The sequence below is a fragment of the Planctomycetota bacterium genome (genome assembly GCA_035574235.1).
Lineage (GTDB): Bacteria > Planctomycetota > MHYJ01 > MHYJ01 > JACPRB01 > DATLZA01.
The window spans coordinates 20,113-43,510 of sequence record DATLZA010000129.1; the positions used below are offsets into that span (position 1 = coordinate 20,113).

Consider the following 23,398-nt stretch of genomic DNA (forward strand, 5'->3'; position numbering starts at 1 on the left):
GTCAGGCGCCGCCGACGATTTCCGCGAAGCGTTCCTCCAGGCGCGCGCGGGCCCGCTCCAGACCCCGCAGCTGCACGCCCGCTTCGACGGCCGCCTCAAGCAGCGGCCGCGTTCCCGCCGCCCCCGTCACGCGCAGCGCATCCTCGTCCTCCTGAGGCCGCGCCTCCAGGCCGCGGCGGCGCAGGGCCCGGAGGAAGGCCTCCCGGTCCCCCTTCACGCGCACGTCGTAGGCTTCCTCTCCGCCCTCCAGGAGGCGGCCGATCTCGTCGTTGGCCACCGGGCGCCCGCGATGCAGGATGACGACGCGGTCACAGACCGCCTCGACGTCGTGCAGCAGATGCGTCGAGAGGAGCACGTGGATGCCGCGCGTCCGGGCGATGTCCCGGATGAGGTCGAGCATCTCCTCCCGGGCCCGCGGGTCCAGGCCGGTCGTGGGTTCGTCCAGGAGGAGAAGCCGCGGATGATGGACGATCGCCTGGGCGAACTTCGCCTTCTGTTTCATGCCCGTGGAATAGGATCCCACGTCCCGGTAGCGCTCTTCGTGGAGGCCCACGTAGTTGAGCACCATGTGGGTGCGCTGCATGGCGTCCGTATGGGGCAGGCCGGTCAGGCGCGCGGCCAGATAGACCGCGTCGACGGCGTTCATGCCGGGGATGAAGCTCTCAAATTCCGGCATGTAGCCGATCTGCTGGCGGATCTCGAGGATCCGGCGCCTGGGGTCGAGGCCCAGGACGCGCGCGCTTCCCGACGTGGGGCGCACGAAGCCGAGGAGGATTTTCAGGAGCGTGGACTTCCCCGCTCCGTTGGGTCCGAGAAGCCCCACGGCGCCCCCCGGGACGCGCAGCGTGAGGCCGTCCAGGGCGCGGGTGCGGCCGTAATCCTTGACGAGGGCGTCCGTTTCAATGACGTCCACGAAAACCCATCTTACTCCAGCGGGGTCCCGGCGGAAAGAGGGAGTCCGGGGAATTCGCGCTCCCCTCGACACGGAGGGGCCGGGTTGATAGGCTCTCGGAAGGCATGACGGCGGAGGAAATCGTCCGGGAGATCGTCGAGGATCGGCACCGCGGGGCGACGGAGCTGGCGGAGCGGGCGCTCGATGCGCTGGCGCTTTCGCGATCCGTGGCGGCCCGCCTGCGCGGCGCGCGGCCGGGTCTTCCGCTGATCGACGCGGTTGTTGGCGCGGCCCTCCGGCATGGGGTCGCTGCGGCGCGCCGCGATCTGCGGCGGCGGCGGGCGCGGCTCCTCGAGCAGGTCCGGCACATCCTTCCCCCTCGCGCCCGGTACATCGTCTTCGGCGGCAGCGGCACCGTGGAGGCCGTGCTCCGGGCCGTCCGGGCGCAGCGGGTCGAGGAGTTTCCCGCCGACGTGGCTCTGGTCGGGGCGGACGCGCTCCTGCCGGGGGGCGATTTCATCAACGCGCGGGGCACGGCCGGGTTCGTGCGCCGGGCGCGGGAGGCGCACTGCGGGGTTTTCGTGGTGGCCTCCGATCTCAAGCGGGTGCGGCGGGAGGTGCCCTTGGAGCCGGGTCTGGAGCGCGTGGACGGCCGCTGGATCCACGGCGTACTGACGGAAACGGGGCTTCACTATCCGGCGCTGGCCGCGGTCCCGGGGGTAGATCCGTCCTGGATCGACCGGGGAGCGCTCGATCCGTCCGTCCGGCGCGGTCGCTGCCATCCTCATCACGGACCCGACGCGGCGGTCCTCCGCGTCCCTCGCCGGCGTCCTGTGTGATATGATGGCGCGGCGCGGCCGGGATGGTTCCAGGGCGAGGACCGGTTCGAGTCCTGCGGGGTGATCCTCATGCTGATCGATCTCAAGCTTTCGGATTTCCTGGAAGCGGTGGCGGCCAAGACGCCGACGCCGGGCGGAGGAAGCGTCGCCGCCGCGGTCGGAGGCCTGGGGGCCGCCCTGGGGGTGATGGTCGCCCGGTACTCGGAAGCCGCCGACGCGGAGGGCGCGCTGGACGAGGTCAAAAACGGCTTTCTTCCGCTCGTGGACAAGGACGCGGAGGCGTACGGGCAGGTGAACTCCGCCCGCCTGCTTCCGAAGGGGACCGAGGAGGAAAAGAAACGCCGCAAGGAGGCGCTCCAGAACGCGCTGGTGGAAGCGTCCGAGGCGCCTCTCAAAGGGATGGCCCTGGCGGTGCGGGGCCTGCGGGCGCTGGCGGATCTGGCCCCGCGCTGCAATCGGCATCTGGCGAGCGACCTGGCCGGGGCGGTTTCCTGCCTGGAGGCGGCGCTGGCCGGGTGCGGCGAGAACGTGCGCGTCAACGCGGTTGCGATTCTGGACAAGGAACGCCGGGGGCGCCTTCAGGACGAGCGGAGGCGCCTTCTGGAGGACGGCGCGGCGCTCAAGGCACGGATTCTGAAGGAAGTCGAGGTTCTCCATGCCCGCACGTGACGGCGTGAACCGGATCGCGCTTTGGGCCGTTTGGGCGGGGCTGGCCGCCGGCTGCTCGGGCTCCGCCGCGGGGTCCGGCCGTGGAGGAGGGGGGCCTCGGGAGGACGACTTGGGTCCGTTGGACCTGGAAATCGTGCGGGCCGCCTCCGAGAAGCATCGCCAGTACGTCGAAGCGCTGCTCCTGTGCGGGAGCTCCGCTCCGGCGGACTGGGATCGGGCCCGCCGCGCCCTGGAGATCCTGCAGCCGTACCATGTCTTCCGCGAGGATCCGGAACTGATTCGCGCCTTCCGGGCGGGGGACGAGCGGGCCCGCCTCGAGCTGGGCCGGCGGGGGAGAATCCTGCAGGCGCTTTCCGTTCTGTGGGGACGCTACGACAAGGACGCGTGGGACGAGGCGCGGCGGACGCTTCTCGACGAAGGAGAGCCGGGTCAGGTGCTTCTCGCGACCACGCTCCTGCAGAGGCTCCTGAGCGAGCAGTTCCGGGTGGAGGAAGTCCCGGACGCGCGCAACCCGGCGCTGCGCCAGGTTCGGGACGTGTCGGTCCACCTGCGCTACCAGATCGTCGAGTCGGGTCCGGTGGCGCTGGAGACCGCGGTGGCTCTGGCGGACGCGCTGGCGAAGGACACGCCCGCGACGCCGCTGTTTCGTCACGAGGATCTGACCCAGGTGCTTCTGGTGCTCATCCAATTCGGCGACCGGGGGCGTCCGAAGGTCGAGGAGTTGGCGGGGCATCCGAATCCGAATGTCCGCCGGGTGGTCGCGCGGGCGCTGGGGGAGGGAAGGGACCCGGCGGGCCTGTCGCTTCTGGCCCGGATGCTGGCGGGGGACGCGGAGTGGGCGGTGCGGGCGGGGGCGGCGCAGGGGCTGGGCCGGATGGCTCCGGCGCGCGCGGCGGCGGGCCGGATTCTCGTTGAGCGGCTTCGGGAGGAGCGCGACCGCACGGTGCGGCTGGCGATTCTGGAGGCTCTCGGGGAGCTTCGTTACGAGGAGGCGATCCCCGACCTTATGGCGATGCTGGACGTTCCAAGCGTGGAGGTGTCCACGGCGGCGATGGCCGCGCTGTACCGCATTACAGGCGAAAAATTCGTCCGGCGGGAGGACTGGTCCCGCTGGTATGCCGAGCAGTATCCGCGCTGGAAGTCCCGCCGTCCGAAGTAGCGCGCCGCGATGCGTCACGTCACCCGCCGGGAAATGCAGGAGATCGACCGCCGCGCGACGGAGGAGTTCGGCGTGTCGGCCGACACCCTGATGGAGAACGCGGGCCGGGCGGTGGCCGACGTGGTGGAAGAACGGATTTCGCGCGCGTGTCCCGTGGTGGTCGTCTGCGGCAAGGGGAACAACGGCGGCGACGGATTCGTGGCCGCGCGGCACCTTGCGGAGCGCGGGTTCGAGGTGGAGGTTCTGGCGCTGGAGCCGCGGTACGACCCGGCCACGCCGGCGGGCCGGGCCTGGGAGAAGGTTCGGGACCGCGTGGAGTTCGTCGGCCGGTTCAAAACGCGCCCCATGGCGGCGATCGTGGACGCCCTCTTCGGCACGGGGCTTTCCCGCGAGGTGCGCGGCCGGGAGCGCGACCTCATTCAGGCGATGAACGCGTTCGATCCGCGCTGGTTTCCCATCGTGGCGGTGGACATCCCTTCGGGGCTGGACGCGGATACCGGTCGCCCCCTCGGCGTGGCGGTTCGGGCCGCCGCCACCGTGACGCTGGGCCTGCCGAAGGTGGGGTTTCTCCGGCCGGAGGCTCGACCGTACGTGGGCGAAGTGATCGTGGCGGACATCGGTTTCCCTCCCGAACTGCTGCGCTGACGCGACAGGCGCCCGGAAATTCGATTGACAGTCTCCGCTTCTCGTGTCAGAATAAATTCACAAATTTACGCATAAGTAAGTTTGTAAAGTAGGCGCAGACCGAATCGCAGGGCATCGAGAGGGGAGGCGAGGGGCGAAGCCTGGCCTGAAGGGGAGGGGGCGTGGAGCGAATCAGGGTTCGGACGGGGGCCGACGATGGATGATGCCGCCGCCCGGCGCGCGTCGCAGGTGTGCCGGATTCTCGGAAATCCTCTGGCCTACCGCATCGTCCGCCGGCTGGTCGGGGCCCGGCTCAGACCGATGGAGCTGGCGCGGGAACTTCGGGCCTCTCCCACCTCGATCGTCAACCAACTCAAGCACCTCAAAATCGCCGGGGTGGTGCGCTACCGGTCCACCGGCGTCCGGCGCGGCGGGCGGCGCGTGGAATACTGGCTGGCCGACCCGTCCCTGGGCCGCTGCGTCGAGGGACTGGAGCGCTGCCTCGGGCGCCTGCCCCGGTAGCCGCGCCCGCCTCGCTCCAAGGGACGGAACGGCCGCTTTCGGATGGCGTCCCCCGCCGCCGCGTGCTACGCTGATCCCATGACCCGAATTCTCGTTCTTTCGGCCTCCGCCGGCGCGGGCCATAACCGCGCCGCCGAAGCCATCGCCGAGAACGCGCGCGCCTTCTGCCCGGGCGTCGAGGTCGCCTGGGTGGATTCCCTCCGCTACACGAACCGCCTTTTCGCCAAGGTCTACGAGCAGAGCTACTTCTGGATGGCCACCTACGCCCCCAACCTCTGGGGCGCGGTCTACGACCGCATGGGCCGCAACGTGGAGCGACGGCGCCTCAAGAAGGCGATCGAGCTCTACGACCGGCTCACCTACCGGAAACTCATGGAACACGTGGAAGAATTCCGGCCCGACGTGGCGATCTGCACCCATTTCCTCCCGGCCAACGTGCTCCTGGCCAAGCGCGTCGGCATCCCCGTCTATATCGTCGTCACGGACTACGACGTGCATACGATGTGGCTCAACCGCCGGGCCGCCGGGTACTTCGTCGGTTGCGAGGAGGTCAAGGTCAAGCTCGCCCGCTACGGGTACCCGCCCGACCGCATCCACCTGACGGGCATCCCCATTCATCCGGCGTTCGCCCAGGACGGCGCGTACCCGCCGTCCGATCGCCCGCGGCTTCTTTTCATGAGCGGCGGTTTCGGCATGGGACAGATGGAGGAGGCGCTCGCGCGGCTCCTCGAAGTCCCCGTTCCCTTTCACCTGACCGTCGTGGCCGGGAAAAACGAACGGATGCGCCGGAAGCTGGCGGCGCGGGCGGGCGACCGCGCCGAAGTCCACGGTTTCGTCCACAACGTCCCGGAGCTCATGGGGCGCAGCGACCTCATGATCACCAAGGCGGGCGGGCTGACGGTCAGCGAGTGCCTGGCCCGGCGCCTGCCCATGGTCATTTTCGCCCCGATCCCCGGCCAGGAGGAATGCAACGCCGACTACCTCGTCGAGCTCGGCGCCGCCGTCAAGGCGCGTTCGATCGATCTTCTCGACTACAAAGTCGCCCGCCTGTTGGAAACTCCGGCGCGCCTGGATATGATGAAACGGGCGGCCGGGGCCGCCGCGCGTCCGTACGCGGGGCGGGACATCCTCCGCCGCGTCCTGGATGAAAATCCTCCTGGCCGATGACGAGCGCACCATCGCCGTCACCCTCGCCGACGCCCTCCGGGCCGCCGGCTACCACGTTACCGTCGCCTCCGACGGCGACCAGGCCCTCCGGGCGCTCGCCGAGGACTCCTTCGACTGCCTGATCACGGACATGCGCCTGCCCCGCGCCGACGGCCGCGCGGTGCTCCGGCGGGCGCGGGAACTCCAGCCTTCCTGCAAGGTCCTGCTCATCACCGCCTACGCCAGCGTCGAGGACGCCGTGGCCGCGGTCAAGGAGGGCGCGGAGGACTATCTTCAGAAGCCCTTCTTCAACGAGGACGTCGTGGCCCGCGTCCGGCGCATCGAGCGCCTGGTGCGTCTGGAGCGGGAAAACCGCGAGCTGCGCGAGGAACTCGCCGGGCGCCGGGGGTTCGGGGCCCTCGTCGGCCGGTCCGCGAAGATGCAGGCCGTCTACGACCTCATCCGGTCCGTCGCCCCCAGCGACGCCAACGTCCTCATCGAGGGCGAAAGCGGCACCGGGAAGGAGCTCGTGGCCGAGGCCCTGCACGCCCACTCGCCCCGCCGGGAGGGCCCTCTCGTGAAGATGTCCTGCAGCGTCTTTCCCGAGACGCTTCTTGAAGATGAACTCTTCGGCCACGTGCGGGGAGCCTTCACCGACGCCCGCGCCGACAAACCCGGCCGGTTCGAACGCGCCCACGGCGGCACGCTCTTCATCGACGACATCGACGACATGCAGCCGCTTCCCCAGGTCAAGCTCCTGCGCGTCATCCAGGAGCGCGAGGTCGAGCGGCTGGGCTCCGACCGCGCGGTGAAGGTGGATGTGCGCCTCATCGCCGCGACCAAGAAGGATCTCTGGGAGCTCGTCCGGGCGGGACGCTTCCGCGAGGACCTCTTTCATCGCCTCAACGTCGTCAAGATCCGCGTCCCGCCCCTGCGGGAGCGTCCGGAAGATATTCCGCTTCTGGTGGACCATTTCATGCGCCTCTGCGGGCGCGGCCGGGAGTACGCGGTGGCCCCCGAAGTTCTCGAAGCGCTGCAGGCCTACGCGTGGCCCGGCAACGTCCGGGAGCTTCAGCACGCCGTGGAGCGCGCCATCGTGCTGGCGGGAGAGGAGCGCGTCCTCAAGCGGGAACATCTCCTGCGACCCCTGGGCGCCTCGAGCCCTGAGCCGCCCGCCGGCGGGCCGCCGGCCACCCTGGCCGAAACGATCGCCGAGGCCGAAGAGCGCCACATCCGCGCCGTTATGGCCTACACCCGCGGCCATCGGGGCGAAGCGTCGCGGATCCTCGGAATCTCCCGCAAGACCCTGTGGGAGAAGCTGCGGCAATACGGCATCGAGGAGTGAGGCGGCGGACTACTTGCGGACCCGCAGCTTCTTGACGTATTCCTTCCACTCCCGCTCGAGGTCGTCGATCGAGACGGGTTTCCCCTTCACCCGGAAGGCCTCCTGATAGACTTCCGCGCGCGATTTGCCCACCTTGAAGCCGTCGATCAGCCGGATGACGATCTCGGAATACTGGCCCTTGCCCTGGTCGAGCGTCGGATAATTCCAGAGGAAGTGCACGAACGACCACGACTGCGGGTAGTGGACGTCCGCACGCGCCATGAACGTCGCCCGGTTCATCCCCAGCAGGTCCTTGAGGCTCGACGTCCGCTTGGTCTGGAGGTGTTCCTTGATCGCGTCCACGCGCCAGGCCGCCACGCCCCCCAGGGTGAAGACGTACAAGTCCCGCCCCCGGATTTCCGAGGCTCCGAAGCAGTCGGCCAGGCCCTCGCTGAACCACATGGGGAGATCCGGCGTGTCGTAGAAGCCGGGAAAAGCCAGGTCGAAGAACTGGTGGCATCCCTCATGGCAGAGGATCTGGAAGACGATGCCCGTCTCCGCGCTGTCCTCGTAACCGACGAGCTCCTTGCTGCCCGAGTTGTAGTAGGCCGCCGAGCCGGGAGGGGCCCCCGCGCTCAGGTACGTGGAACGATCCTTGTACAACCGAAGCGTCGCCTTCTGGGCCAGGCGCCCCTGGAATCGGAAGGCGAGCGCATATTTTTCGAAGAGAAGCTCCATCTTGAATTTGAGGTCCTGAAGGATCTGCCGGTCCGTGGCTTTGGTCCTGCGGTTCTGCGCCCCCTTCTGGACGTAGATGACGTAGTGCGCGGTCTCTCCGACCAGCCAGTGCCCTTCCTCCCGGTCCGCCACGTCCGCTTTGAGCTTCTGGAAGTAGTCGCGCACCGCGCGGTCCAGGCTCGAGGCTCCGCCGGCCCAGAGCTCCTTGAGCGCCTCCTCGGGCTTGCGTCCCTCCTCGAGCGCCGCCAGAAAGCGGGGGACCGCGGCGGCGTTCTTACCCCGGCCGCCCTCGTCGTCCGGGGCGTTGAAGAGGAAATAAAAGATCCCCCAGGCCTCCAGATCCACCACCCGACGCCGGATATCATAGTCCCGCCCCTCCGCGCGGAGCGCGCGCTCGAGAGCGTACCCGTCGGGCGAACGCAGAAGGTTCTGGAGGGAAAGGATGTTCATGTGGGCGTCGGGAATCTTCGGGGAATCCATCTCGAGCTTCCCGGCCGCCGCGCGGGAAGAGGCGAAATATCCTCCGAGACCGGCGAAAATCCAGGGAGGAAGATCGGTCCGAGCGCCCACCTTGGGGTAGGCGGCGTTCACGTAGAGCCGCGTGCCGCCGGCGGCCACGTGCTGGAGGACCTGTTCATCGCAGAGCACATGAAGCTCTTCGTGGCGGATCCTGTGCGGCTGTCCCTGTCCGATCTGCTCGTGAAAGGCGTCGGCGTTGAAGTGCAGCACGATCCGCATCTTGCCGCCCGGGGGCGTTCCTCCGAGCTTCGAGGTCCAGGCGGCCCAGAGGTCTTCGAGCGTCGCGGGGAAGTGCTCGTCGGGAAGGACCCCCCGCGCCGAGGCGATCCGGAAATGCTCGGTTTCAAATTCGGTTCGGGGACGGCCGCCGGGCCGGCCTTCCTGACTCGAGGACATCCCCGCGATGGCCAGAATACAGGCGGACGCCGGCCCCCATGGACGCATGCGCAATCCTCCTCCCACCGGTTCGCCTTCCGCCGAACCGCCCACGATCCTTTCCTATTATATGCGCGATCTCCGTCGCGGGTGGGGACCCAAAGGCGTGCGCCGTCCTTTTCCCGCCGCGGCAACGCCACTCTTTGATCCGGGGCCGGCGAATCCGTAGAATGCCAGAAATGGCGCCTGAAGCGAAGCCCCGCGGGGCCAATCCCTGGCCTCTGGCGGGAATCCTCGTGCTCGTCGTGCTTCTTTCCGCGTTTCTGGTCCTTCAATGGCGCCGCCGGGATGCCGAGCGCGTTCGAATCAAGGAGCCCGTTCCCGCGCCGGCGCCGCACGTCTCCGTCGAGCCGGAAGTTCCTCCTCCTCCGCCGCGTGCCGCGGAACCCGCCCCGGCGTCGCGCCCGAATCCGGCCGGGGAGTACGCGGCCAAGCTCGAGGCCGCGCGGAAGGCGGCCGACGAGGGGCGCTGGGACGACGCCGAAAAGCTCGCCGCCGAGGCCCGGTCGCTCGCGCCCGAGGGCGAAGGACTGCGGGAATTGGCCGATCGCATCTCCCGCGGGCGGAAGGCCGAAGCCGAGCGCGCCGCCGAGGAGCGGCGCCGCCGCGAGAAGGCCCTCGCCGAGATCCGCGAGCAGGTCGAGAAGCTCCGCCGCGACGATCTCTGGGAGGCGGCGCTCCAGGTCCTCGAGAAGGCGCGGACCGAGCATCCCGGTCTGGCCGCCGACGAGGAGTTCCGGCACCTGATCGATCAGATCGCGTCGCTGCGCCGCGAGGCGGAGCAGCAGTATGAGCGCTCGATGGCCGAGGCCCGCCGGCACCTCGAGGCCGGCGCGTTTCCGGCCGCCATGGCCGCCGCGGAGCGGGCGGCGGCGTTCTACCCTGAGCGGCGGAGTCTCGTCCTCGAATTCCAGGAACGCATTCGGACGCTTTCGGCCCGGAAGAACATGGTGCGGATCCCTTCCACGGTCTGCTGGGTGGGCGGGGATTCCGACGAATATCCGGACGAGAAACCGCTGCGCTCGGTCAAACTGCCCGCTTTCCTCATCGACCGCTACGAGGTCACGAACGAGGAGTACTACGCCTTCATGCTGGCGACGCGGCGTCCGCCTCCGGCCCGGTCGCCGTACTGGCCGGGCGGGAAACCCCTCAAGGGGCGGGAGCGCCACCCGGTCGTATACGTCACGTACGAAGACGCCGAGGCGTACGCCCGGTGGGCGGGCAAGCGCCTGCCGACCGCCGAGGAGTGGGAAGTGGCCGCCCGGGGGCCGGACCGCCGGGAATATCCCTGGGGCAACCTCTTCGCCGAGAAGGAAAACGTCTTCCACGCCAACTCGCTTGAGTACTGGCAGCTCCACAAGCACCTGGCGCCCGGCACGGCGCCCGTGGACGCGACCGACCTCCCCAACGACCCCAGCCCTTTCGGCGTATACGGTATGGCCGGCAACGTGTGGGAATGGACCTCCACGACGATGCGCCGCAAGGTGGGGGATCGGGAGGAGGAGTTTCGCATCCTGAAGGGCGGCTCCTTCATGACCGACCGCCGCGCGCTGCGCTGCGCCAATGTGTACCCGGAGGACCCGCGGCTGGGCCATCCGGACGTGGGCTTCCGCTGCGTGGCGGACATCCCGTAGGCGCGAGGAGCGCTCCATGACGGCGTCCCTCCGGGACCTTCCGGACCGCGAGCTGGTGGCGCGGTGCGCCCGGCAGGACGATCCCGCCGCCTTCAACGAACTGGTCGTCCGCCACCAGGAGAGGATCTACGCGGCCGTCCGGCGGTTCTGCGGCAACGACGAAGACGCCTGCGACGTCGTTCAGCGCGCGTTTCTGAACGCCTATCGAAAGATCGGCGAGTTCAAGGGAGACGCGGCGTTCTCGACGTGGCTCTACCGGATCGCCTTCAACGAGGCGGTCTCCTACCGCCGGGAACGCCGGCGGCCCGCTGTCCCGCTGGAAGCGTCCGATGACGGCGTCCGGCCCGGCCTCGAGCCCGCCGAGCGGATCGATCCCGCCGCGCGCCTGGAGTCCGAGGAAACCCAGAAGAAGGTCCAGCAGGCGCTCGATCTTCTTTCCGACGAGGACCGCCAGGTCATCCTCCTGCGCGATCTCCAGGGGCACTCGTACGAAGAGATCGCGGAGATCCTGGGGATTCCCAAGGGGACGGTGCGCTCCCGGTTGCACCGGGCGCGGCTGGAACTGAAGGAACGGCTCAAGTCGTTTATCGGAACCCTGGCCTGATGGAGGACGTCGAAAGCATGGGGCCCGGAAGGCCGGGCCCCGGAGAATGGAGGCCGATGGGCTGCGCCTTCGACAAGGAATTGCTCACCGGGTACTACGACGGGGAGCTCGACGGGGCCGAGAAGGCCAAAGTCGAGCGCCACATCGCCGGCTGCTCGGAGTGTCTTCGCGATCTGGGAGAGATCCGGTCGGTGTCGCAGCTCGTCCGCAAGCTGTCGCGGCCGGGCCTGCCCCGGGAGGCGTCGGAGGGGATCGCGCGGGCGCTCGAGGGCGAGCGGGCGGCGCGGCGGCGGGACCGGTGGCGGAGGCGCCTGGTGTGGTCCATGGCCGCCGCGGCCGGCGTTTTCCTCGCCCTCAACGTCGCCTACTTTCTGAGGGTGGAGCGTTCCGGCGGGCGGGAAGACCTGGCGCCCGCGATCGGGCATCTTCAGGCGCCGGAGGGGGACGAAACGCTCGGCAAGAGAGAGCTTCCGGGCGGGCTTTCCAAGCTCCGGCAGGAGGGCGCGACGCGGACCGAGCCTCCGGCGGCGGCGCTCCCGCCCTCCGCGGACCGGGCCGGGACGGCGGCTCCCGGCGCTCCTCCGGCCCCGGAACCTCCCAAGGCGGCGCCGGCGCCGGTCGCCTCGTCGGATAAGGGACAGGAGAACCTGCGCGCCCTTGCGGAAAAGGGACGGCCGGCGGCGCCGGAGGCGGAAGAAAAGCCTGCGGCGATGAGGCGGGGCGCCACCGTCGGCGGAATGCAACGGGAGCGTGCCGGAGCGCCGGCGGCGAAGGAGGAGCTCCAGGCGGCGCCGGCGGGAGGAGTGGAATGGACCGTCCGGGCCGCCGATCCCGCACGCGCCCGGGAGCAGGTCGAGCGGGCGCTTCGGAAGGTCGGGGTCGCCGTCCCGGAGACCAAGACGGCTCCGGCGCCGAGCGCTCCCATCGTCGTGGAGGCGACGGCCGAGCAGCTCCAGCGGATTCGGAAGGAACTCCAGAGCGAGTCGGGGATTCTTCTGGTTCTCGCGGCGCCGGAGGCGTCTTCGGCGCGGAAGGGCGCGCCGGCCGACGCCAGGTCGGGCGCCGACGCGGGCGGCGCGAAGTCGGTTCCGTCCGGGAAGGCCGATTTTGCCGCCGCCCCGGCGCGGGTGCGGCTGGTTCTTCACGTGCTGGCTGCCGAGCCCGACAAAAAATAGGTTCCTTACGGCACGGGGTCGAATCCGTGTCCGCCCCAGGGAGCGCACCGCAGGAGGCGCCGGAGCCCGTACGCCGTTCCCTTCCAGGCTCCGTGTTTCCGGATCGCCTCGATCATGTAGTTCGAGCAGCTCGGGAAGTAGCGGCAGGAAGGCGGAAGCCACGGGGAGATGAGGATCTGATAGGCCCGCACGAGCGCCACGAGGATCGTTTTCATCGGTTTCGATGTCGGCGGATGAGTTCCAGGAGCGCCGCTTCCACGGCGGGGCGCTTGAGATGGCCCGGAGGGGCCGTCGGGACCGCCACGATGTCGAGGCCCGGGCCGATCGCGGCTTTGTTGCGCCGGAAGGATTCGCGCAGCAGCCGCTTCCAGCGGTTCCGGCCGACGGCCCGGCAGAGCCGCCGGGGGACGCTGACGGCGAAGCGCGAGAACGCCAGCTCGTTTCCCTTCACGTGCACGCGCAGGAGGCGGCCGTGCCACCGGCGGCCGCGGCGGTAGACTTCGTCGATGTCCCTCTGCCGCGTGAGCCGCTCGGACCGGGGGAGCCCTTCGTTCACGAGCGCTTATCATAGCACGTCCAGGGCGCCGGCGCATCGGGCGGTTCTGGACTTGGGGCTCCGCCCTCTGCTAACATCCGGGCCCCATGTCCGATGAACGCGAAGAGCGCCTGAAGTGCCTGGAAACCCTGCGCGGCCTGGGGGTGGACCCCTTCGGCCGGCGCTTCGACGGCGCGCAGCCGGCCGGCGAGATCGCGGCCCGGTACGCCGAGCTCGAAAATCGCCCGGTCACCGCCGCCGGACGGGTCACCGCTCTGCGCGGGTTCGGCAAGGCCGCGTTCCTCGATCTGCGGGATTGGACCGGCAAGATCCAGGTCCACGCCCGCAAGGACAAGCTCGCCGACGTCTGGCCGGTCTTCGAAAATCTCCACATCGGCGACTGGGCGGCCTTTTCCGGCCCTCTCGGCAAGACCCGGACCGGCGAAATCACGATCTTCGCCGAGCGTTTCACCTTTCTCACGAAGACCCTCCGGCCGCTTCCCGAAAAGTGGCACGGCCTGACCGACCCCGAGGCCCGCTACCGCCAGCGCTACCTCGATCTCATCGCCAACCCCGAGGTTCTGCGGAAGTTCCTCAAGCGAACCCGCATTCTCTCGCTGATGCGTCGCTTCCTCGACGACCGGGGGTATGTCGAAGTCGAAACGCCGATGATGCATTCGATCCCGGGAGGGGCGGCCGCGCGTCCCTTCAAGACGCATCACAACGCGCTCGACATGGACCTTTACCTCCGCATCGCCCTGGAGATCCCCCTCAAGAAGCTCCTCGTCGGGGGCGTTCAGAAGGTCTACGAAATCGGCCGCGTATTCCGCAACGAAGGCGTGGACACCCAGCACAACCCCGAGTTCACCCTCCTGGAGCTCTATCACGCCTTCGGCGACCTGCGGACGATGATGGAGCTCGTCGAGAACCTCGTGGCTTTCCTGGCGCGGGAGATCGCCGGAGGCACGCGGGTTCCCTACGGGGAGCGGACGATCGACCTGACGCCCCCCTGGCCGCGCAAGGACTTCGGCGCGCTCATCCGGGAACACGCCGGCATCGACCCCGAGGACCTCGACGCCTGCCGCCGGAAACTCGCCGATCGCGGCATCGAAGTCGCCGGGCTCTCCAAGCCCGAGCTTCAGGACGAAGTGTTCGGGCAGTTCGTCCAGCCGCATCTTCAGGACGCCTGTTTCGTCCTCCAGCAGCCCATCGAGATGACCCCGCTCTGCCGCGAGCTGCCCGACCGGCCCGGATACGCCGACCGGTTCGAGGTCTATGCCGCCGGATTCGAGATCTCGAACGCCTACACCGAGCTCAACGACCCCCTCGAGCAGCGCCGGCGGCTCGTCGCCCAGGCCGGCGGCGACGAGATGGCCCGGGAAGGCAAAATCGACGAGGACTTCCTCCTGGCCCTCGAGCACGGCATGCCTCCGGCCGGCGGCATCGGCATCGGCGTGGATCGCCTCGTCATGATCCTGACCGACAACCCTTCGATCCGCGAGGTCATCCTCTTCCCGCTGCTGCGGGAACCGGGGAAGAAGTAGGCCGGACGTGTACAAGCTCTTCATGGCGTTCCGGTACCTCCGGGCGCACCGGATCGTCTACTTCTCGATCGCGGGCGTCGCGCTCGGGATCATGACGCTCGTGGTCGTCACCTCGATCATGGGCGGCTTTTCCCGCGACATGCGCGCCCGGATCCGGGGGATGCTGACGGACATCGTGGTCTCCTCCTACGACAAGAGCCTGTGGATCTCGCAGTACGACGAGATCTGCGCCCGCATTTCGGCGCTTCCTCACGTGCGGGGCTGCGCGCCCCGGATCGAGTACGCCGCCTGGCTCGGCCGCGGCAGCGCCCCGCGGGACGTCGTCCTCCTGGGCGTCCTGCCGGACAAGGAACGGCTCGTGGGCGACCTCGCCCGGTACTTCGCCCAGGGAACCAAGCGCGCGTTCGACTTTCGGGAAGACTCCGGGGATGTGCCTCCGCACCCGGGCCTGGTCGTGGGGGCGGAACTTCCCGCCTTCGGCCGGGCGGGCCTGACGACCGCCCGCTACGGCGACGTCCCCATGCTGCTGGTCGGCGATTTCACGGTGGTCGGCACCTTCCGCAGCGGCATGACCGATTACGACTCGAACTACGTTTTCATGCACCTGGCCGACGCCCAGAGGTTCCTCAAGCTCGCCGATCCGCCCCGCGTGAATCAGCTCGCCGTGGCCGTGGACGACTACGCCCGGCACGGCCTCGACGTCCGGCGCGCGATTCTGGACACCCTCCACGAGTTCCGTCCGTGTTCCAACCCCGAGTCCCACCGGTTCTTCCGCTGCGGGCTCTTCCGCACGCAGACCTGGGAGCAGGTGCGCGGAACGCTCCTGGCCGCGGTGGACGTGGAGCGGGCGATCATGATCATCGTCCTTTTCCTCATCGTCGTCGTGGCGGCCTTCAACATCGCGGCCATCTACACGCTCGTCGTGCGGGCCAAGACGCGCGACATCGGGATCCTCCGCGCCCTGGGGGCCACCGAGCAGGGCATCGTCTCGATCTTCCTGACGAGCGGAGGGCTCTGCGGGGTGATCGGCTCGGCCTTCGGGCTGCTGTTGGGGCTTCTCCTGGCGCACAACGTCAACGAGATCCAGGATTTCGTCCGCGTCGTCTCGCGGGAGATGAACCGGATGCGGATGGAGTGGGGGGGAAGCGCCTGGGCCGCGGGGGCGCTCCTAGCGGCCGGCGCGGCGCTCGTGGCCAACTGGGCCGTCCTCTACAAGGAGCGGCGGCCCCACCCGTGGCTGCGCATCGGCGCGGCGGCGGCGGCTTTCGCGGGGGCGGCGTGGCTTTCGACCGCCTGGGTGCCGGGCTACCAGCCGGTGGACGCCTACGATCCGCGCCTCGGGCCGGGCTTCCGGGCCAGGCTCGTGGGCGGAACCGTCCTGGCCTGGCTCCTCGTGGCCGGGAGCTGGAGGTTCCTGGACCGCTGGAGGCGCCGTCCCGGCTGGATCTTCTTCGGATTCGCCGCCACGATCCTCTTTTCCGCCTTCCTCCTGGCGATCGTCGCGGCGCTGGCGATCGCCCTTTCGGTGACGCTGCTTCGACCGGAGCCGGGATGGCGGGGGCTGGAGCTTTTCTCGCCCACGATCTACTACCTCGACCGCATCCCGGTCCACGTGGATTACCGGGCCCTCGCCCTGATCGTGGCGCTGACGCTCGTCGTGAGCGTCATCTTCTCCATCTATCCGGCGCTGCGCGCGGCCGCGGCGGACCCCATCGAGGCGATCCGCGATGAATGACTTCCTGCGGGTCGAGGACGTCGTCAAGGACTACCCCAGCGGCGAGACGACGCTGCGCGTCCTCAAGGGCGTGACGCTCTCGATCGAACCGGGCCGGATCACCGCCATCGTGGGCCCGTCGGGCGCGGGGAAATCCACGCTCCTTCACATCATGGGGTTCCTGGACCGGCCGACCTCCGGGGACGTGATCTATCGCGGCCGGCGCCTCTCCGCGCTGGACCGCCAGGAGCAGGCCCGTCTCCGGAACGCTCACTTCGGCTTCGTCTTTCAGATGTACCACCTGCTCCCGGAGCTCACGGCGCTCGAGAACAGTCTTCTTCCCCTCATGATCCGGGAGGGGACGGGGGAATGGCTGCGCCGCCGGGGCGATCACCACCGCCGGGTGCGGGAGCTTCTGGAACGGCTGGGGCTGGGATCGCGCCTGCACCATCTTCCTCCGCAGCTTTCCGGCGGCGAACGCCAGCGGGTGGCCATCGCCCGCGCCCTGGCCGGCGACCCGGAGATCGTCTTCTGCGACGAACCCACGGGGAACCTGGACGCCGCCACGTCGCGCGAGATTCAGAAACTCATCCTCGACCTCAACCGGGATACGGGAAAGACCTTCCTGATCGTCACGCACGATCCCGAAGTCGCCGCGATGGCCCACCGGCGACTGCGCCTGGTGGACGGCCGGTTCGTGGAATAGAGGATTTCCGGAGACGCCCCCCTTGACGGGCTCCCCTCCGCGATTATGATGAGACGACCGGCGAATGGCCTACATCCGCGTCGTGACGGGTCCCAACCAGGGCAAAACCTTCGAGATCCAGGATACGCCCCTCACGATCGGGCGGGAGGAGAGCCAGATCATTCAGATCCTCGATCAGGGGGTCTCCCGCGCGCACGCGGAGATTTTCCGCCTCGGGGAGCTTTGCTTCGTCCGCGACCTCAATTCCACCAACGGCACCTACGTCAATAACGTCCGCGTCACCGAGGAGCTTCTGAAGAACGGGGACCGGCTCCTCATCGGGACCACGGTCCTCGCGTTCGTGGACGAAGCCCCTTCCGCCCCGCGCCGCACGGTGGAGTTCGAGGAAGGGGACAAGGCCCTGGCCGGCGCGATCGAGCTTCCCCTGGGGCGCGTCGCCGGAGACGCAGGCTCGCGGACCTTCGGCGCGGCCTGCGAAATCGCGCGGGCGCTTTCCGAGGCCGCGGAGCCCGGCGCCGCCGTGGAACGGACGCTCGAGGTCCTGGCCCGCGCCCTGCGGGCCGATGCCGTCTACCTTTTCACCGCGGACGGAGGATTCGCCCCCGCCGCGGTCGTGCGGGCCCCCGGCGTGGCGGCCGGGGAGAAGGTCAGCCGCGCGATCCTCGAGCGGGTCCGCACGAGCGGGGTTCCCCTGCTGACCGCCGATGCCGGACAGGACGCGCGTTTCGCCGCCTCCGAGAGCGTGGTCCTGGGCCGGATCCGGTCGGTCGTCTGTGTGCCGGTGTTCGATGGGTCGGTCGTGGAGGGGCTCCTCTACGTGCACTCCAGCCGCGCGGGGGCGGCGCTTTCGTCGGCCGACCTCGAGCTGGCCGCCGCGGCCGCGCTGCAACTTTCGCTCGCCCGCCGGGCATTCCGGGATCGGGACCGGTTCCTGCGCCGGTGGGCGGGCACAGCGCAGGCGCTCGTGACGGCCATGGAGGCGGCGCTGCCCGGGGGACCCGGCCACGCCCGCCGGACGGCCGAGGTCGCCGCGGCCCTGGCGGAACGCATGGGCCTGAGCACGACCGAGGTCCACCGCGTCCGCCTGGCCGCGCTCCTGCACGACGCGGGCGACCTGGTGGCCCGCCACGGATCGCGCGGGGGCGCCGCCGAGCCGCCGCCCGAGGAGCATGTGCATGCCGGGGAACGCCTGCTGGCCGGAATCGAAGGAGCGGACGAGATCCTCCCGGGCATCCGGTATCATCACGAGCGCGCCGACGGCAGCGGCTTCCCCTATCGCCTGCGCAACGCCGACCTGCCCGTTCTGGCGCGGATCGTGATCGTGGCCAACGCCTTCGACGAAGCCTGCGCGCGCGGCGGGCCCGGCGGGCGAGGCCGCCCCGTCCGCGACGTCGTCCGTGAGCTGGCCCGCCAGGGCGGCGGCCTTTTCGACGAGGACGTCCTCAGGGCGCTCCTGCGATGCTACCGGCACGGGTCCCTCGCGGGCGCCCTTTCCGGCGGGCCGGCGACATGACGGTGCGGTATCTGCTGCCCTTCGACCTGGCGAAGCTTCCGGCGATCGAGGCGGACGTGCTCATCGTCGGCAGCGGGTCGGCGGCGCTACGGGCGGCCCTGGAGGCCGTCCGGGCCCGCCGGAAGGTGCTGATCGTCACCAAGCGGCGGCGGACCGACTGCAATTCCTTTTACGCCCAGGGAGGCATCGCCGCCGCTCTGGCGGAGCAGGATTCCCCCGAGGCGCACATCCAGGACACCCTGCGGGTGGGATGCGGCCTTTCGGATCCCGAGGCGGTCGAGGTGGTCATCCGCGAGGGAGCCGAGCGCGTGCGGGAGCTTCTGGAGTGGGGGGCTCCGTTCGACCGCGAAGGCCGGCGACTTTCCTTCGCGCGGGAAGGGGGGCATTCCACGGCGCGGGTGCTCCATCGCGGCGACGAGACGGGCGCGATGCTCGAACGGGAGCTTTTGCGGCATGTCCGGGCGCGCATCCTCGAGGATACGTTCGCCGTGGATCTGGTGACCTGGCGGGGCGCGTGCTGGGGGGCCCTCGTGTGGAATGCCAAGCGCGGCCTCCAGTGGGTCCGGGCCGCCCGCACGATCCTGGCCACCGGCGGATTGGGGCAGGTCTACCGCGAGACGACCAACCCCTCCGTGGCCACCGGAGACGGAGTCGCCATGGCCTGGCGCGCCGGGGCCGAGCTCATGGATCTCGAGTTCATGCAGTTCCATCCGACGACGCTCTACCTCGCGGGCGCCTCCCGCGCGCTCATCAGCGAGGCGGTCCGCGGCGCCGGAGCGATCCTCCGCGACCGCTCCGGACGCGCCTTCATGAAGGATTACCACCCGATGGCGGAGATGGCCCCGCGCGACGTCGTTTCGCGGTCCATCCTCCGGCACATGGTGGACACGCGGGACACGCAGGTGTACCTGGATGTCCGGCCGGTCAAGAGCCTTCCGCGGCAATTCCCGGGTCTGGCCCGCCTGTGCCGGAAGTTCGGCCTGGACCCCGCGCGGGATCTCATTCCCGTGCGGCCCGCCGCGCACTACATGATCGGGGGGATCCGCACGGACCTCTGGGGCCGTACTTCAGTCCCCAATCTCCTGGCGTGCGGCGAATGCGCCGCCGTGGGGTTCCATGGGGCCAATCGGCTGGCGTCGAACTCGCTCCTCGAGTGCCTCGTCTTCGGCAAGCGCGCGGGCTTCGTGGCCGCCCAGGAGGCGGCCGGCCCGGTGCCCGAATTCCGCCTGCGGGTCGGCCGCCGGGATCCGCGAGGCGCGGATCTCGACCTCGAGGACATCCGCAACTCCCTGCGGAGCGTCATGTGGCGTTATGTGGGGATCGAGCGGGAGGCCGAAGGCCTGCGCTACGCCATGAGTTCGATCGGCTTCTGGTCGGGATACGTCCTGGACCGGACGTTCGCCGACCCGGAGGGATGGGAGCTTCAGAACATGCTCGTCCTGGGGCGGCTGATGGCCCTGGCGGCCCTGCGCCGCACGGAGAGCCGCGGGGTCCATTTCCGGCGCGATTATCCCCGCACCGACGACCGCCGCTGGCGGGCTCACCTCGTGCTGCGGCGCAACGGGATCAAGCGGGATAAGATTTAGGCGGGCGGGGAATCAGGAGGAACGAGGATGGCCGAAACCTTCCGGCGCGCGATGACGGCGTTCGAGGAGGTCAACTGGCAGTACTCCCGGGCGGCCGAACTTCTGGAAATCCCGGAGCAGCACAAAGGAATCATGCGCAACTGTTACCGGGAACTTCGCGTCCAGATCATTCTGCACCGGGACGACGGGCGCCTGGAGGAGTACGTGGGCTACCGGGTCCAGCACAACGGCGCCCGCGGTCCCTACAAGGGCGGCATCCGCTACCACCCGAGCGTGGACATGGACGAGGTCCGGGCGCTCGCCTCGCTGATGACGTGGAAGACGGCGCTCGTCAACATCCCCTACGGAGGCGCCAAGGGAGGCGTCAACTGCGACCCACGGCAGCTTTCCGAGCGCGAGCTCCAGGAGATCACCCGCACCTTCACCCGAAAGATCGACATGGCCTTGGGGGTCTACCGGGACATTCCCGCGCCCGACGTGGGCACCAACGCCAAGGTCATGGGCTGGATGATGGACGAGTACGGACGCCGCCACGGCTACACCCCGGCGATCGTGACGGGGAAGCCCGTCTCCCTCGGCGGTTCCAAGGGCCGGGAATACGCCACGGGCCTGGGCGTCTTTTTCATCACCCAGCGGGCCTGCAAGGAGTTCGGCGTGCCTCTCCAGGGGGCCAAAGTGGCCGTCCAGGGATTCGGCAACGTCGGTTCCTGGACGGCGCGGTACCTGCATGACGCGGGCGCGCGGATCGTGGCCGTGCAGGACGCCGAGGGAACGGTCTACAACGAGAAAGGGATCGACCTTCCGGCGCTTCTGGCGCACGCGCGCGAGCGCCGGAGCGTGGCCGGCTTCAAAGGGGCCGATCCGATTCCCGGCGCGAAGTTCTTCGAGCTGCCCTGCGACATTCTCATTCCGGCGGCCTTGAACGGGGTGATCACCGAGGAAAACGCCCCGCGGATCCAGGCGCGCCTCATCGTGGAAGGAGCCAACAACCCCATCAATCCGCACGCCGATCACATTCTGGCGGAGCGGAAAATTCCCGTGGTGCCCGACATTCTGGCCAACGCCGGCGGCGTCACGGTTTCCTACTTCGAGTGGACCCAGAACCTCCAGCAGTTCTACTGGGAGGAAAGCGAGATCCAGAAGAAGCTCGAGACGATTCTGGACCGGGCCTACCAGGAGGTGTCGCAGGCCGCCCGCAAGTTCAACGTGACCTTCCGCAGGGCCGCCTTCATGGTGGCCATTCAGAGGGTCTACGAGGCGGTGCTCCTGCGGGGAATCTGAGCCCGGCGGGCCATCCCTTCCACGAGGGCGATCGCGACGGCCGCGGGGACCATGAAGAAGAGCGCGTCTTCGGGCGCATACCAGCCCAGCTCGACGCGATCCATCGTGAACGGGAACCCCCAAAGGATGACTCCGGAGCCCATGTAGTCCTTGCCGAGATCGACCAGGAGATGGGCGAGGCCGCCCGCCCAGAGCGCGCCGAACGCGCGCCGCCGCCAGCGTTCCTCGAAGAGGAGCGCCGCCGCCCAGCAGATCGGTACGAGCCCCAGCGGCGAGTGGGTGGGCTCGCAGAACCACGTGGGCGCCCCCAGCGCGTAGACCCCCGCTTTGTAGAGAAGGTCCGGAAGGCAGGCGCCCAGATAGACGAGGGCCCGCACCCGCGCGTCCGCCATCAGCGTCCGCGCGGGGAGAAACACGGCCGCCACGTGGGTGACCAGATCCGCCATCAGCGCCGCTCCGCCTGCGCCACCTCCGGATGGAAGGAGAAGCGGCGCCGGAAGTTGAGGAGGACCGCGCCCAGAACGGCCAGAGATACCGCCTCCACCGCCCAGCGCAGATTCGTCCGGCGGGGAAGGACGCGAAGCCGGTCGAGCTCGAGATGCGGGCCCGAGGCGTTCACGCGGCCCGTCAGACTGATTTCGTCCCCCGGCCGCACGGCGGCCCGGCCGCGGACGCGGAACCGCGCGCGGTCGCTTTCGATCCAGAAGCCTTCCGGATCGTCTTCGCCCACGCGGGCGGCGGGGATCCACACCGACTGACCCGACCAGCGCTGCGGCTCGGCCGCCAGCCGCCAGAGGGAGGGGTTGAGATCCCGTCCGCGGACGGCGCACCAGGTTCCCATGCCGAGCGCCAGGGCCGTGGCGACGGCCAGTTTCCATCCGAACCCTTTAGAGCCGAACATGCCGTCTCCGTTCGATGAGCCAGGCCGCCGTCAGAAGGACGGCGTTGAGCGGCAGGAAGAAGATCACGTTTTCGGGGTCCACGAGACCGAATTCGAATCCCCGGGTCGAGAAGGGATAAAGAAAGAACACCGCGCCCTGATCGAGGGTGTCCTTGAGCATGTCCACGGCGACGTGAAGCAAGCCTCCCGTGAAGAAGGCGGCGAAGGCCGCCCGCCGAAGAGGGAGGGCGACCCAGAGCGAGGCGAGATAGGAAAGGCAGAGGAGTCCCGGCAGGGAGTGGGTGGGGCGCACGAAGTCTTCCGACGCCCAGGCGATCCAGTAGAGGCTCTTGGCGGCCAGGTCCGGCAGGAACGTGCCCAGGATGAGGAGGAGGGAGACGTGGCGGTCCTTCACGAACGCCGCCGGGACACGGGCCACCGCCAGGTGCGTGAGAAGGTCGGCCATGTCAGGTCCGGCTCCGAAAGAGTCCTTCCCGGAGGCGGCTTCCGAACCGGCCTCGGATGAGCCAGAGGAAAACCGCCAGGGTGGCCAGCGAAAGGGCGTAGTTGGCCGGGCGCTTCCAGCCGTGGCCCTCGTTGTGCTGGACGAGGTCGGCGGCGACCCGGCGCGGCCCGACGATCCGGCCGCGAATGCTTACATACTCCCCGGACGGGGGAAGGGGAGGGGCCGCATCGATTCGGATGGGACCGACGCGGGTTTCGATCTCGAAGCCGTCCTCGTGGACGCGCAGGACCGGGCGGGGGGAGCTCCAGACGGCCTTGCCGGCGAGCCTGGGAGCGTAGACGGCCGATTCTTCCACGGTCGGGTAAAGGCGGGCGAAATCCCGCCGGGCGGCCTGCCCGAGGCCGGCGATGAGGGCGACGGCCGAGCAGACCTTCAGGAGCCAAAATCGGTTCGAGAACATGCCGCTGCATTCAAATCGGCAAGACGGGGCCTTCTTCCATTCGCCTTTTCAGAATGGCGACACGGGCGTCGCCCTTGCTCGGCTCCTCTCTGAGGGAGGGTGGGGGCCCCGATGATTCTGGATTCGCCCGGGGTCGCTTTTCCCTAATTTGACTGCCAGCGTCTGTCACACTGACACTTCGCTTCGATCCTTGCAGGGGGCGGGCTCATGTATTTGGGGCGCAATCACTTACACAATAAGTCTCGGCTGCGCTTTGGCAAAGCATTTGCGCCATGGCTGATGGGCAAACTCTGGAGGCAACATGGGCAAGATCGTCGGGATCGACCTGGGGACGACCAACTCGGTGGTGGCGGTGGTGGAGGGCAACGAAGTCAAGGTCATTCCCAATAAGCACGGGTCTCACCTGACTCCGTCGGTGGTGGCCTTTACCGAG

At 69.1% G+C, this 23,398-nt stretch carries 25 protein-coding genes; 17 read left to right on the forward strand and 8 right to left on the reverse strand.

The window, feature by feature from the left end; all coding sequences use genetic code 11:
• Nucleotide 1: 1 nt before the first annotated feature.
• Nucleotides 2-913: an ABC transporter ATP-binding protein gene (locus tag VNO22_11870; protein ID HXG62069.1), complete on the reverse strand. Its 912-nt coding sequence runs from the start codon at nucleotides 911-913 to the stop codon at nucleotides 2-4.
• A gap of 104 nt (nucleotides 914-1,017) precedes the next feature.
• On the opposite strand from VNO22_11870, the gene VNO22_11875 reads away from it, so the two are divergent.
• From VNO22_11875 to VNO22_11905, 7 genes are all read left to right on the forward strand, one after another.
• Complete coding sequence (locus VNO22_11875; protein ID HXG62070.1) at nucleotides 1,018-1,731, forward strand: hypothetical protein; 714 nt, start codon at nucleotides 1,018-1,020, stop codon at nucleotides 1,729-1,731.
• A gap of 69 nt (nucleotides 1,732-1,800) precedes the next feature.
• The gene (locus VNO22_11880) at nucleotides 1,801-2,400 is read left to right on the forward strand and encodes a cyclodeaminase/cyclohydrolase family protein (protein ID HXG62071.1); all 600 of its coding nucleotides are present in this window, start codon (nucleotides 1,801-1,803) and stop codon (nucleotides 2,398-2,400) included.
• Complete coding sequence (locus VNO22_11885) at nucleotides 2,387-3,559, forward strand: HEAT repeat domain-containing protein (GenBank protein HXG62072.1); 1,173 nt, start codon at nucleotides 2,387-2,389, stop codon at nucleotides 3,557-3,559. The genes VNO22_11880 and VNO22_11885 overlap by 14 nt, the downstream gene beginning before the upstream one ends.
• Before the next feature lie 9 nt (nucleotides 3,560-3,568).
• Nucleotides 3,569-4,204 carry an NAD(P)H-hydrate epimerase gene (locus tag VNO22_11890; GenBank protein ID HXG62073.1) on the forward strand — a complete coding sequence of 212 codons (636 nt, stop codon included), beginning with the start codon at nucleotides 3,569-3,571 and terminating at the stop codon, nucleotides 4,202-4,204.
• 195 nt (nucleotides 4,205-4,399) lie between these two features.
• Nucleotides 4,400-4,705, forward strand: coding sequence for a hypothetical protein (locus VNO22_11895; GenBank protein HXG62074.1), 306 nt, complete (start codon nucleotides 4,400-4,402; stop codon nucleotides 4,703-4,705).
• A 78-nt stretch (nucleotides 4,706-4,783) separates the two neighbouring features.
• Nucleotides 4,784-5,872, forward strand: coding sequence for a glycosyltransferase (locus tag VNO22_11900; protein HXG62075.1), 1,089 nt, complete (start codon nucleotides 4,784-4,786; stop codon nucleotides 5,870-5,872).
• Nucleotides 5,850-7,196, forward strand: coding sequence for a sigma-54 dependent transcriptional regulator (locus tag VNO22_11905; protein HXG62076.1), 1,347 nt, complete (start codon nucleotides 5,850-5,852; stop codon nucleotides 7,194-7,196). The genes VNO22_11900 and VNO22_11905 overlap by 23 nt, the downstream gene beginning before the upstream one ends.
• A 9-nt stretch (nucleotides 7,197-7,205) precedes the next feature.
• Here the strand turns inward: VNO22_11905 and VNO22_11910 are convergent, their stop codons facing one another.
• Nucleotides 7,206-8,876 carry a DUF1570 domain-containing protein gene (locus VNO22_11910; protein HXG62077.1) on the reverse strand — a complete coding sequence of 557 codons (1,671 nt, stop codon included), beginning with the start codon at nucleotides 8,874-8,876 and terminating at the stop codon, nucleotides 7,206-7,208.
• 170 nt (nucleotides 8,877-9,046) lie between these two features.
• Between VNO22_11910 and VNO22_11915 the strand changes: the two genes are divergently transcribed.
• The 3 genes from VNO22_11915 to VNO22_11925 are packed head-to-tail and all read left to right on the forward strand — an operon-like array spanning nucleotide 9,047 to nucleotide 12,280.
• The gene (locus VNO22_11915) at nucleotides 9,047-10,501 is read left to right on the forward strand and encodes an SUMF1/EgtB/PvdO family nonheme iron enzyme (protein HXG62078.1); all 1,455 of its coding nucleotides are present in this window, start codon (nucleotides 9,047-9,049) and stop codon (nucleotides 10,499-10,501) included.
• A gap of 16 nt (nucleotides 10,502-10,517) precedes the next feature.
• On the forward strand, nucleotides 10,518-11,105 hold the full coding sequence (locus tag VNO22_11920) for a sigma-70 family RNA polymerase sigma factor (GenBank protein HXG62079.1): 588 nt from the start codon (nucleotides 10,518-10,520) through the stop codon (nucleotides 11,103-11,105).
• Nucleotides 11,106-11,161: 56 nt separating this feature from the next.
• On the forward strand, nucleotides 11,162-12,280 hold the full coding sequence (locus VNO22_11925; protein ID HXG62080.1) for a zf-HC2 domain-containing protein: 1,119 nt from the start codon (nucleotides 11,162-11,164) through the stop codon (nucleotides 12,278-12,280).
• A gap of 5 nt (nucleotides 12,281-12,285) precedes the next feature.
• On the opposite strand, the gene yidD is transcribed toward VNO22_11925, so the two are convergent.
• Together yidD and rnpA are read right to left on the reverse strand one after the other, a co-directional pair.
• Nucleotides 12,286-12,495, reverse strand: a complete 210-nt coding sequence (yidD, locus tag VNO22_11930; GenBank protein ID HXG62081.1) for a membrane protein insertion efficiency factor YidD — start codon at nucleotides 12,493-12,495, stop codon at nucleotides 12,286-12,288.
• Nucleotides 12,492-12,836, reverse strand: coding sequence for a ribonuclease P protein component (gene rnpA, locus VNO22_11935; protein HXG62082.1), 345 nt, complete (start codon nucleotides 12,834-12,836; stop codon nucleotides 12,492-12,494). Before rnpA ends, yidD begins: the two co-directional genes overlap by 4 nt.
• Nucleotides 12,837-12,922: 86 nt before the next feature.
• Here rnpA and lysS point away from each other — a divergent pair, with 86 nt between their 5' ends.
• From lysS to VNO22_11965, 6 genes are all read left to right on the forward strand, one after another.
• Nucleotides 12,923-14,359, forward strand: coding sequence for a lysine--tRNA ligase (gene lysS / locus VNO22_11940; protein ID HXG62083.1), 1,437 nt, complete (start codon nucleotides 12,923-12,925; stop codon nucleotides 14,357-14,359).
• Nucleotides 14,360-14,366: 7 nt separating this feature from the next.
• The gene (locus VNO22_11945; protein HXG62084.1) at nucleotides 14,367-16,094 is read left to right on the forward strand and encodes an FtsX-like permease family protein; all 1,728 of its coding nucleotides are present in this window, start codon (nucleotides 14,367-14,369) and stop codon (nucleotides 16,092-16,094) included.
• Nucleotides 16,087-16,779: an ABC transporter ATP-binding protein gene (locus VNO22_11950; protein ID HXG62085.1), complete on the forward strand. Its 693-nt coding sequence runs from the start codon at nucleotides 16,087-16,089 to the stop codon at nucleotides 16,777-16,779. Before VNO22_11945 ends, VNO22_11950 begins: the two co-directional genes overlap by 8 nt.
• 64 nt (nucleotides 16,780-16,843) lie before the next feature.
• Nucleotides 16,844-18,292 (forward strand): HD domain-containing phosphohydrolase, encoded by a 1,449-nt coding sequence (locus tag VNO22_11955; GenBank protein HXG62086.1) that lies wholly within the window; start codon nucleotides 16,844-16,846, stop codon nucleotides 18,290-18,292.
• Complete coding sequence (nadB, locus tag VNO22_11960) at nucleotides 18,289-19,878, forward strand: L-aspartate oxidase (protein HXG62087.1); 1,590 nt, start codon at nucleotides 18,289-18,291, stop codon at nucleotides 19,876-19,878. The genes VNO22_11955 and nadB overlap by 4 nt, the downstream gene beginning before the upstream one ends.
• A gap of 27 nt (nucleotides 19,879-19,905) precedes the next feature.
• On the forward strand, nucleotides 19,906-21,159 hold the full coding sequence (locus tag VNO22_11965) for a Glu/Leu/Phe/Val dehydrogenase dimerization domain-containing protein (protein HXG62088.1): 1,254 nt from the start codon (nucleotides 19,906-19,908) through the stop codon (nucleotides 21,157-21,159).
• Here VNO22_11965 and VNO22_11970 read toward each other — a convergent pair.
• From VNO22_11970 to VNO22_11985, 4 genes are read right to left on the reverse strand one after another with little or no spacing between them, the layout of a single operon-like run.
• A complete protein-coding gene (locus VNO22_11970) occupies nucleotides 21,129-21,605 on the reverse strand; it encodes a metal-dependent hydrolase (protein ID HXG62089.1) in 477 nt (158 codons plus the stop codon). The genes VNO22_11965 and VNO22_11970 overlap by 31 nt on opposite strands.
• On the reverse strand, nucleotides 21,605-22,060 hold the full coding sequence (locus tag VNO22_11975) for a hypothetical protein (GenBank protein HXG62090.1): 456 nt from the start codon (nucleotides 22,058-22,060) through the stop codon (nucleotides 21,605-21,607). The genes VNO22_11970 and VNO22_11975 overlap by 1 nt, the downstream gene beginning before the upstream one ends.
• On the reverse strand, nucleotides 22,047-22,505 hold the full coding sequence (locus VNO22_11980) for a metal-dependent hydrolase (protein HXG62091.1): 459 nt from the start codon (nucleotides 22,503-22,505) through the stop codon (nucleotides 22,047-22,049). The genes VNO22_11975 and VNO22_11980 overlap by 14 nt, the downstream gene beginning before the upstream one ends.
• Nucleotide 22,506: 1 nt before the next feature.
• On the reverse strand, nucleotides 22,507-22,965 hold the full coding sequence (locus VNO22_11985; protein HXG62092.1) for a hypothetical protein: 459 nt from the start codon (nucleotides 22,963-22,965) through the stop codon (nucleotides 22,507-22,509).
• Nucleotides 22,966-23,266: 301 nt separating this feature from the next.
• On the opposite strand from VNO22_11985, the gene VNO22_11990 reads away from it, so the two are divergent.
• Nucleotides 23,267-23,398: Hsp70 family protein (locus tag VNO22_11990; protein ID HXG62093.1), on the forward strand; the 132-nt coding region annotated here is incomplete at its 3' end.

Coding starts and splice junctions, on each gene's coding strand:
- VNO22_11875 (HXG62070.1), top strand. CDS start 1,018: ATGACGGCGGAGGAAATCGTCCGGGAGATCGTCGAGGATCGGCACCGC.
- VNO22_11880 (HXG62071.1), top strand. CDS start 1,801: ATGCTGATCGATCTCAAGCTTTCGGATTTCCTGGAAGCGGTGGCGGCC.
- VNO22_11885 (HXG62072.1), top strand. CDS start 2,387: ATGCCCGCACGTGACGGCGTGAACCGGATCGCGCTTTGGGCCGTTTGG.
- VNO22_11890 (HXG62073.1), top strand. CDS start 3,569: ATGCGTCACGTCACCCGCCGGGAAATGCAGGAGATCGACCGCCGCGCG.
- VNO22_11895 (HXG62074.1), top strand. CDS start 4,400: ATGGATGATGCCGCCGCCCGGCGCGCGTCGCAGGTGTGCCGGATTCTC.
- VNO22_11900 (HXG62075.1), top strand. CDS start 4,784: ATGACCCGAATTCTCGTTCTTTCGGCCTCCGCCGGCGCGGGCCATAAC.
- VNO22_11905 (HXG62076.1), top strand. CDS start 5,850: ATGAAAATCCTCCTGGCCGATGACGAGCGCACCATCGCCGTCACCCTC.
- VNO22_11910 (HXG62077.1), bottom strand. CDS start 8,876: ATGCGTCCATGGGGGCCGGCGTCCGCCTGTATTCTGGCCATCGCGGGG.
- VNO22_11915 (HXG62078.1), top strand. CDS start 9,047: ATGGCGCCTGAAGCGAAGCCCCGCGGGGCCAATCCCTGGCCTCTGGCG.
- VNO22_11920 (HXG62079.1), top strand. CDS start 10,518: ATGACGGCGTCCCTCCGGGACCTTCCGGACCGCGAGCTGGTGGCGCGG.
- VNO22_11925 (HXG62080.1), top strand. CDS start 11,162: ATGGGCTGCGCCTTCGACAAGGAATTGCTCACCGGGTACTACGACGGG.
- yidD (HXG62081.1), bottom strand. CDS start 12,495: ATGAAAACGATCCTCGTGGCGCTCGTGCGGGCCTATCAGATCCTCATC.
- lysS (HXG62083.1), top strand. CDS start 12,923: ATGTCCGATGAACGCGAAGAGCGCCTGAAGTGCCTGGAAACCCTGCGC.
- VNO22_11950 (HXG62085.1), top strand. CDS start 16,087: ATGAATGACTTCCTGCGGGTCGAGGACGTCGTCAAGGACTACCCCAGC.
- VNO22_11955 (HXG62086.1), top strand. CDS start 16,844: ATGGCCTACATCCGCGTCGTGACGGGTCCCAACCAGGGCAAAACCTTC.
- nadB (HXG62087.1), top strand. CDS start 18,289: ATGACGGTGCGGTATCTGCTGCCCTTCGACCTGGCGAAGCTTCCGGCG.
- VNO22_11965 (HXG62088.1), top strand. CDS start 19,906: ATGGCCGAAACCTTCCGGCGCGCGATGACGGCGTTCGAGGAGGTCAAC.
- VNO22_11970 (HXG62089.1), bottom strand. CDS start 21,605: ATGGCGGATCTGGTCACCCACGTGGCGGCCGTGTTTCTCCCCGCGCGG.
- VNO22_11975 (HXG62090.1), bottom strand. CDS start 22,060: ATGTTCGGCTCTAAAGGGTTCGGATGGAAACTGGCCGTCGCCACGGCC.
- VNO22_11980 (HXG62091.1), bottom strand. CDS start 22,505: ATGGCCGACCTTCTCACGCACCTGGCGGTGGCCCGTGTCCCGGCGGCG.
- VNO22_11985 (HXG62092.1), bottom strand. CDS start 22,965: ATGTTCTCGAACCGATTTTGGCTCCTGAAGGTCTGCTCGGCCGTCGCC.